Annotated in this window: 8 protein-coding genes; 3 read left to right on the top strand and 5 right to left on the bottom strand. The window is 72.9% G+C overall.

Annotated elements, in window-relative coordinates; all coding sequences use genetic code 11:
• Positions 1 to 150 precede the first annotated feature (150 nt).
• Together bioA and NBZ83_RS33475 are read left to right on the top strand one after the other, a co-directional pair.
• Complete coding sequence (gene bioA / locus NBZ83_RS27455) at positions 151 to 1,416, top strand: adenosylmethionine--8-amino-7-oxononanoate transaminase (RefSeq protein WP_261566005.1); 1,266 nt, start codon at positions 151 to 153, stop codon at positions 1,414 to 1,416.
• Between the two features lie 413 nt (positions 1,417 to 1,829).
• A complete protein-coding gene (locus NBZ83_RS33475; protein ID WP_261565941.1) occupies positions 1,830 to 3,491 on the top strand; it encodes a sensor domain-containing diguanylate cyclase in 1,662 nt (553 codons plus the stop codon).
• Between the two features lie 46 nt (positions 3,492 to 3,537).
• Here the strand turns inward: NBZ83_RS33475 and NBZ83_RS27445 are convergent, their stop codons facing one another.
• The 5 genes from NBZ83_RS27445 to NBZ83_RS27425 form a co-directional block, all read right to left on the bottom strand.
• Positions 3,538 to 4,368, bottom strand: a complete 831-nt coding sequence (locus NBZ83_RS27445; protein WP_261565944.1) for a bifunctional 5,10-methylenetetrahydrofolate dehydrogenase/5,10-methenyltetrahydrofolate cyclohydrolase — start codon at positions 4,366 to 4,368, stop codon at positions 3,538 to 3,540.
• 310 nt (positions 4,369 to 4,678) lie between these two features.
• Positions 4,679 to 5,278 carry a TetR/AcrR family transcriptional regulator gene (locus tag NBZ83_RS27440; RefSeq protein WP_261565946.1) on the bottom strand — a complete coding sequence of 200 codons (600 nt, stop codon included), beginning with the start codon at positions 5,276 to 5,278 and terminating at the stop codon, positions 4,679 to 4,681.
• A gap of 526 nt (positions 5,279 to 5,804) precedes the next feature.
• Positions 5,805 to 6,071: a GNAT family N-acetyltransferase gene (locus NBZ83_RS27435; protein WP_261565948.1), complete on the bottom strand. Its 267-nt coding sequence runs from the start codon at positions 6,069 to 6,071 to the stop codon at positions 5,805 to 5,807.
• Positions 6,072 to 6,231: 160 nt separating this feature from the next.
• Complete coding sequence (locus tag NBZ83_RS27430; RefSeq protein WP_261576078.1) at positions 6,232 to 6,549, bottom strand: hypothetical protein; 318 nt, start codon at positions 6,547 to 6,549, stop codon at positions 6,232 to 6,234.
• A gap of 218 nt (positions 6,550 to 6,767) precedes the next feature.
• Positions 6,768 to 7,340, bottom strand: coding sequence for a pyridoxamine 5'-phosphate oxidase family protein (locus tag NBZ83_RS27425; protein ID WP_438803143.1), 573 nt, complete (start codon positions 7,338 to 7,340; stop codon positions 6,768 to 6,770).
• A 33-nt stretch (positions 7,341 to 7,373) separates the two neighbouring features.
• Between NBZ83_RS27425 and NBZ83_RS27420 the strand changes: the two genes are divergently transcribed.
• The coding region (locus NBZ83_RS27420) for a helix-turn-helix transcriptional regulator (protein ID WP_261576077.1) at positions 7,374 to 7,934 on the top strand (561 nt) is incomplete at its 3' end.

Below are 7,934 nucleotides of genomic sequence, written 5' to 3'. Positions count from 1 at the left end.
GGCTCGAGCGTCCTGAACGGCCACCCGCATCGCCGATGGGCCAGAGTGGGAGGGGTGAACCCATCCTCCGCCGTCGCCGCCGTGCCAGCCTCGCCGTCATCGGAACTCCCGTCGACGGGCGGGACGAGCTGGCCGGGTGGGGCCGATCTTGTGGCGCGGGACCGGCGGGTCGTCTGGCACCCCTACGCCTCGGCATCGGCGACGGGGCCGCTGTTCGCCGTGTCGTCCGCGACCGGAGTGCGCCTGACGCTGACGGACGGCCGCGAGCTGATCGACGGGATGTCGTCGTGGTGGGCGGCGATCCACGGCTACCGTCACCCGGTGCTCGACGAGGCGGTGCGCACGCAGCTCGCGTCGATGTCGCACGTGATGTTCGGCGGCCTGACCCACGAACCGGCGGTGCGACTCGCCGAGACCCTGGTGGAGATCACCCCCGAGCCGCTGCGCCGGGTGTTCCTCTGCGACTCGGGGTCCGTCGCCGTCGAGGTCGCGATCAAGATGGCGGTGCAGTACTGGACCGGCCGGGGTCGGCCCGAGCGGACCCGGCTGCTGACCATCCGGCGCGGCTACCACGGCGACACCTCCGGCGCGATGTCCGTCTGCGACCCGGATGCCGGGATGCATCACCTGTTCAGCCAGCTCCTGCCTCGTCACCTGTTCGCCCCGGCACCGACCTGCGCCTACGACGAGCCGTGCGAGGACGCCGACGTCGCTGAATTCGAGCGGCTGCTCGCCCGGCACGCCGACGAGGTCGCTGCGGTCATCCTCGAACCGGTCGTGCAGGGCACCGGGGCGATGCGCTTCTACGCGCCCGGGTGGCTCGCCCGGGTGCGGGAGCTGTGCGATCACCACGGGGTGTTGCTCATCGCGGACGAGATCGCCGTCGGCTTCGGGCGGTCGGGGGAGCTGTTCGGCTGCGACCACGCCGGGATCAGCCCCGACATCATGTGCGTGGGTAAGGCGCTGACCGGTGGTTACCTGTCGATGGCCGCCACGCTGTGCACCGACGAGGTGGCCGCCGGCGTGTCCGATTCACCCGCCGGAGCGTTCATGCACGGCCCGACGTTCATGGGCAACCCGCTGGCGAGTGCGGTCGCGAACGCCAGCGTCGAGCTGCTGCTGTCCTCGCCGTGGCGAGCGCGGGTCGCCGAGATCTCCGCGGGGCTCGCGGTGGGACTCGCCCCGGCGGCGGAGCTGGCGGGCGTGGCCGATGTGCGGGTGCTCGGCGCGATCGGCGTGATCGAGACGCGGGAGCCGGTCGACATGGCGGTGATCCAGCCGCTGCTGGTGGAGCTCGGCGTCTGGGTGCGGCCCTTCGGCCGGCTGGTCTACACGATGCCGCCGTTCATCACGACGCCGGCGGACGTGGCCGCGCTGACCGCCGCGATGGTCGAGGCGGTCGCCCGTACCACCTGAGCGCGCCGCCACCGATCCCGGACCGCCAACCCGGACCAGTCAACCCGGACCAGCCAACCCGGACCAGTCAACCCGGACCGCCGGTCCGGGCAGCCGGGTGGAGGACTGGTCTTCGACTGGTCCGCGGCTCGGCTGTCGCTGGTCCCGGGCGGGGAGCGACACCGTTTCCCGGGCGTGTCGTGTGTGGTCTCTCCGCGGGCGTCGCGCAGTGGATGCCGGCCCGTGGGCCTCGGCGTGGACCCTTTCGCCGCTGCATTCGTCGTCGCAGGTCAGATGCCATTTCCGGAACGGGTTCCCGGCCCGTCGCGGCGCGAAAAGGCGGCCGGCCGCCGCTCCCGAGCAGTTAGCCGCGCCATTGCACTGGTTGCGAATGGCGCGAACGGCTTCGTACTCTTCGTTCTCAATGATTCACTGTGGGTAGCAACGACGAGGTTGGATTCACCGGGCGGTTCCGGCCGACTACGGCCGTGGACGAGAACGAGGAAGGCCATCCGCCAATGCCGTTACGCCTACGACTCCAACGCCGCCCGGGTTGCGCACTGCTGGGCGGCGCCCGCCGGGCGTGGCAACGGCTGCGGGTGCGGGTGCGCGACCCGCGGGTCCATCCGCGCCTGCCCGCGGCCTGTCCACCGGCGCTGCGCATGGCCGGCCTTGCCCTCCCCGGGGTCAGTGGTTCCGGCGACGACCGCAGGCCGGCGGACCGGGCCCACCACGGTCGGGCGGGTGGGGACGGATCGCCCCGGCGGCGCCACCGGGTGCTGCCGCGGCTGGTCGGGCGAGACTGGACGCTGTGGTGCGCGCCGCGGGCCGTCGTGCGCCGGGTCGTGGGGGTCACCCTGTGCTGGGCTGTGCTGGTCGGCGTCGCGATCGCCGGGCTGCGGCCGCGCTGGGGCGACGTGCTCGCGTTCGCCGCGTTCGTCGCCCTCGGCGGATTCGCGGTGGTGGTCTCCGGGCGGTTGGGGGCCGACCTCACCGTCTTCCCCGCGGCCCGCCACGACCTGCTCGCCACCTGGACCGTGGCCGTGGCCGTGCTGCTGCCGCCGTTTTACCCGACGGTGATCGCGGTGCCGCTGTGCTGGCTCGCCGGCCGCGCCGACCCGGTCCGCCCGCCGCACCTGCGGATGTTCCACGCCGCGGCGCTCGGCATCGCCGGCTTCTGCGCGTCGAGCGTGCACCTGTTGCTCAGCCCGACCAGGGGACCGTTCACCGTCGACGGCCTGGTCGGCTCGGGCTCCGCGGCAGCCGCGTTCCTGTCCGCCGTGGCCGTGTATCCGCTGGTCGCCAGCCTGCCCGGGGTGGGGATGGCCCGAGCGGGCCGGGGCGACGGCCTCGACGCCTGGCTCGGGGGCGCCCCGCCCGGAGCCGACGTCCACCGCCCGGCCGGGCCCCCCGCGCGAGCGTCTCGGCTCGGCCGCGAGCCGGTGCCGGCGCGGGCCGTCGAGATCTGCTCGGCGATCGTGGTGGCGGTGCTGTGGGCGGCGAGCCCCTTCCTCATGCTGGCCGTGACCCCGCCGGTACTGCTGCTGCAACGCAGCCTGCTGCACGCCGACCTGCTGCACGCCGCCCGTTCGGACGCGAAGACGCGGCTCGCCAACGCCGCCTACTGGCGCCAGGTCGCCGAGCGTGAGATCAACCGGGCGGCCCGCGCCGGCCGGCCGCTGTCGGTGCTGCTCGTCGACATCGACCACTTCAAACGGGTCAACGACCGCTTCGGCCACCTCATCGGAGACGTCATCCTGCTCGCCGTCGCGGACACGCTGCGGGCCGCCGCCCGGCCGCGGGACCTCGTCGGCCGCTTCGGTGGGGAGGAGTTCGTCATCCTGCTCACCGAGGTGGGGCGGGAGCACGCGGTCGACATCGCCGAGCGGATCCGCCGCCAGGTCGCCGCCACCCGCTGCCGCCTGGACGGGCGGCCCCCGCTGTCAGTCACCGTGTCTGTGGGCGTCGCGACGCATCACGGGACGGCCGGCGACCTGTCCGAGCTCATCGCCCGCGCCGACACCGCCCTGTACCGGGCGAAGGCCGACGGGCGCAACCGGGTCCGCCTCGCCGACCCGCTGTGCGCCCCGGCGTGAGCAGCTCCGGCGTGGGCGACCCGGTGCCGGCCGTCCGTCCCGTCCGTCAGTCGGCGCGGGCGGCTCGGATCGTGTTGCGCAGCAGCAGCATGGTGGTCACCGGGCCGACGCCGCCCGGCACGGGCGTGAGGGCACCGGCGACCGGCGCGATGGCCGCGGCGTCGACGTCGCCGACCTGGCCGGCGTCGGTGACCGCCGTGCCGACGTCGATGACCGTCGCCCCCGGCCGGACGAACCCGGCGCCGATGAGGCGCGCGACCCCCGTCGCGGCCACGATGATGTCGGCCTCGTGGGCGATCGTCACCAGATCCTTGGTGTGGGAATGGCAGACGGTGACGGTCGCGTTCTCGGCGAGCAGGAGCAGCGAGACGGGCTTGCCGACGACCGGCCCGCGGCCGATGACGCACACTCGGGCGCCGGCCATCGGGATGCGGGCGCGGGTGAGGATCTCCACCACCGCGGCGGCGGTCGCCGGGGCGAAGCCCGGCAGCCCCAGGGCGAGCCGGCCCAGGCTCTCCGGGTTCATCCCGTCCACGTCCTTGGCGACGGGGATGTGCTCGCCGACCTCCCGGGAGCTCACCCCGGCCGGCAGCGGCGTCTGGACGATGATGCCGTCGACCAGCGGGTCGGCGGCCAGCGCGTCGACCGTGTCGAGTAGCGCCGACGGGCCGGCGGTGGCCTCGTGCGGCTCGCAACGGACCCCGACCTTGCCGGCGGTCCGCTCGATGATGTGGGTGTAGGAGCGGGCGGCCGGATCCTCGTTCGGCAGGACCACGGCCAGGGTCGGTGTCTTGCCGGCGAGCATCAGCCGCTCGGCCTCGTCGATCACGTACCGGCCGATCTCGGCGGCCATGGACCGCCCGTCGAGCAACCTCATCCGGTGCTCCGATCTCGTCGTCTTCGGTTCGTCCCGTCGTGATCAGGTCTGCCCGCGGCACCGGTCGCTCGACCCGCCGCCAGCGCCGCTCCAGCGGTCCGCCGATCCGTTCCCACCGGCGGACCGGCGGTGTTCACCGTCCGTAGTTACCCGTGGGTGGCACCGCGGAGGCCCACCGTGAGAATCCGGGGCGTTTCGCACGGGCGGCTCGGGGCCACGGGCACGCTCGTACCGTAGCAATACTGTGTCGGAGAGTACCCGCCATGGGGTACCCCCTGTGGGTGAGGGCTCGGCGCGGCGCGGACGCCGACTATCGGGGTAGGTCGCGCAGGATCAGGTCGAGTCCGGCGAGGAACTGCGCCTCGTTGTCCTCGCGCAGGTGCGGGGCGACGTCGGACAGGTCCGGATGGAGTTCCGCCGGTGGCCGTACCGCCGCCACCGGGCCGCCGCGGGCGCCCGCGCCTTCCTTCTCCACCGCGCGGGCGAGCTGGCGGGCCTCGGACAGGGTGTGGCCGAGGGTGTAGAACAGCAGCGTCTGGTAGACGTTCGCCGCGTCCGCCGGGTCCATGCCGGCGCGGTGTAGCTGGGCGACGGCGTGGTCGGAGCGCTCCCAGTAGGCGCCCATGCCCGGCGGTCGGCGCAGCACCAGCGGGGCGAGTGTCGGGTGGGCGAGCAGGGACAAGCGTAGCTGGCGGAAGTTCGCCCGGATGTCGGCGCGCGGATCGTCGGTCTCCGGCAGGTCCGCGACCCCGTCCCGGACGACGTTGTCGACGAGCGCGTCGAGCAGGGCGTTCTTGGTGGCGAAATGCCGGTACATCGCCGTCGGGTCGCAGTCGAGGAACCCGCCCAGCGCCCGCATGCTGAACGCCCCCGCGCCGTTGGTGTCAACGACCTCCATCGCCGCCGCCATCAGCACCTCCCGCGACAACGTCCCCCGCGGCGTCCGCCGTGACCGCCGCGTGCGTGCCTGCCTCGCCCCGTCGGCCGGGGGATCGCTGTCCTCGCCGCCGCTGTCCTCGCCGGTACTGTCCTCGCGCGCCGGGCCCTCGGGCGGCGCGGGCTCATCGCCATGCTCCGTCCCACCCGACTGCTCTTCCTCGATGTCGTCGATGCCACCATGATAATCAACGATGTTGACGTGCCCCCGCGGCCTGACGGAACCTCGATCGCGTCCGCCGAGGTCCCCAGATCGGCCAGCAGGCCGCCCAGCACGGTCGGGTCCGAGTACAGGATGGCGAGCGACCAGTGTTCGGGTTCGGTCTGCGGGTGTCCCCAGGCCAGCGCGATGCCTTACCGCCGACGGAGCTGCTTCCGGACTGCTTCGCCTGCTGGAATGACTGGCTGATGATGGTCACGGTCATCCGGTCCATGGCGAGGAAAGCACCGGATGTTCCCGGCATATCCGGTCTCGCCGTGGGGACCTTCTCCGAGCCGGATCACGTCCGGTCGAAGGCCTCGGGATAGGTGAACCGTCCGCGTGGCGACGGGCCGCCCGCGGTCAGGGTCCGTACCTGGAAATGCGCGCCCCACTCAGGTCGCGGTGCGGAGATGCCACATTCATCGCTGGGACGGAAACCGAAACGGGAGTAGAAGCCCGGGTCACCGAGCAGACCGACCAGCGGTTCGCCCGCTCGGGCGAAGGCCGCCCCCACCACAACACGGATCGCTGCCGCATCCCCGGCGGCCTCCCGGCGAATCATCATCGGAACACCCTGGGCCGGAGCCGGTGGTCACGGCAACTTCTTTTCTCCGTATGAGTTTGCCGGGTCGAGCTACCATGGTCGATTCTGCTGCGGCTCTCGCTTATCCTGCACCAAAAATGATCATCTTGGGAGGGTGGTCCGCGTACCTCGCACCGGACGGTCAACCAGCCGACCGGGGTCTGTCGATGGCGCGGCTCTGGTGTCGGTGGGTGGCGATGCCCAGTAGCAGGCTGCCGCCGAGGCACAGGAGGCTGCCGGTTGCGGTGCAGACGCGAGTCGCGGTGGGGGAGGCGTCGGCCAGGGGAGGGATCGCGTTGAGGGGTGCTGCGGAGTAGATCAGAAGCAGGGCCCAGCCTCGGGGGCGTACCGGTGCCAGTCGGGCGTGCAGGCGGCGGGGCGCCCGACCGGCGGCCATAACCAGTCCCGCGGGTAGCACGGTGAGGGAGAACAGCGCCAGGCCGATCCCATTCCACTTCATAGTGCGAGGCTCCTCTGCCGGGACGCGGTGATGGTCCTGCGCACACAAGTATCAGCCGGCCGGTGAGCAAGGGCGATCAGACCGCTACACCTCGCCGTCGGTGGTCGCCCGTAGGATGCCGACATCGTCAGCGCCTCAGCAAATAGCTCCGGATTTATGACGACCGCTGCAGCGGCAGCATCTGTCCGGCCACCCGCCCTGGTTGGAACGGACACAGGTCAGGCGTTTGCTTCGGCCCAGCTTTCCTGGATGGTGGCGGTGCCGTTGCCGCGGCGCTGGAGGCGTACGGCGGGGTAGCCGGGGCGCCAGCTTGTCAGGACGATTTCCTCGGCGGGTTCGTCGACGGTGGTGCGGACGATTTCGGTGAGCTCGACGCGGAACAGGTCGAATGGCTCGGGGGGCTGGACCTCCTCGGCGAACAGGGCGAGGGTCCGCGGGTCGTCGACCCAGCGGGCGAGGCCGGCGATCCGGACGTCGCCGCCGGCCATGTCGGTGCCCGGCCCGGGGTTGGCGGACAGCGCGAAGCGGGGGTCGCGGCGCAGGTCGCGGGACTTGCGGGCGTCGGGCATGCTGCCGAGCCACAGCTCGCCGGAGCGGAACGTGACCTCGATGCCGCTGGTGCGCGGGGAGCCGTCGGCGCGGATCGTGGCCAGGATGTGATGGCGGAATGCCTCGAACCGGGTGCGGACGGTGTCGGCGAGGGCGGGGTGGGCGGTTTCGAAGTCGCGCCAGGAGGTCGTGGAGGTAGTGGAGGTCGTCACCGGGCCATCCTGCGCCGGAAACCCTGCCATCCTCCGTCATGGTTTCCGGCCTAGCATCGCGGGGTGCGATCGAGTCGGTTGACCGCGTTGCTGCTGCACCTGCAGGCCGTACGGCGGGCGACGGCGGCGGAGCTGGCCGCCGAGCTGGAGGTGTCCGTCCGCACGGTGCACCGCGACATCGCCGCGTTGCAGGACGCCGGGGTGCCGCTGTGGACCGAGCCGGGCCGGGCCGGCGGGGTGCGGCTGATGGACGGCTGGCGCACCAGCCTCGACGGGCTCACCGGCGACGAGGCGGCGGCGCTGCTGCTGCTCGGCGCGGGGCCCGAGGTGCTCGGCGGGCTGGGGCTCGCCTCGGTCGCCGCGGCCGCGCGCACCAAGGTTCTCGCCACGCTGCCGCCGCGGCCTCGCGTCCAGGCGGGGCAGGTCCGCCAGCGGTTCCTGCTCGACGCGCCCGGTTGGTTCCACCGAGCGGAGGCCGTGCCGCACCTGGCCACGCTCGCCGAGGCGGTGTGGGCCGGCCGCCGCGTCGACCTGCGCTACGCCCGCCCCGGCGACGGCGCCGGCGCGGCCATCGCCGGTTTGGCCGACCGGGGCGAGGAGGCCGACCGGGGGGAGGATGCGGGG

The sequence above is a fragment of the Frankia gtarii genome (genome assembly GCF_025403375.1).
In the GTDB taxonomy this organism is placed as follows: domain Bacteria; phylum Actinomycetota; class Actinomycetes; order Frankiales; family Frankiaceae; genus Frankia; species Frankia gtarii.
This window is presented reverse-complemented; position numbering and strand designations above follow the sequence as displayed.

What these genes read in the sequence shown, in the direction of transcription:
- NBZ83_RS27445 (WP_261565944.1), bottom strand. Translation starts at nt 4,368, where the DNA reads ATGAGGTTGCTCGACGGGCGGTCCATGGCCGCCGAGATCGGCCGGTAC.
- NBZ83_RS27440 (WP_261565946.1), bottom strand. Translation starts at nt 5,278, where the DNA reads ATGGCGGCGGCGATGGAGGTCGTTGACACCAACGGCGCGGGGGCGTTC.
- NBZ83_RS27435 (WP_261565948.1), bottom strand. Translation starts at nt 6,071, where the DNA reads ATGATGATTCGCCGGGAGGCCGCCGGGGATGCGGCAGCGATCCGTGTT.
- NBZ83_RS27430 (WP_261576078.1), bottom strand. Translation starts at nt 6,549, where the DNA reads ATGAAGTGGAATGGGATCGGCCTGGCGCTGTTCTCCCTCACCGTGCTA.
- NBZ83_RS27425 (WP_438803143.1), bottom strand. Translation starts at nt 7,340, where the DNA reads ATGGCAGGGTTTCCGGCGCAGGATGGCCCGGTGACGACCTCCACTACC.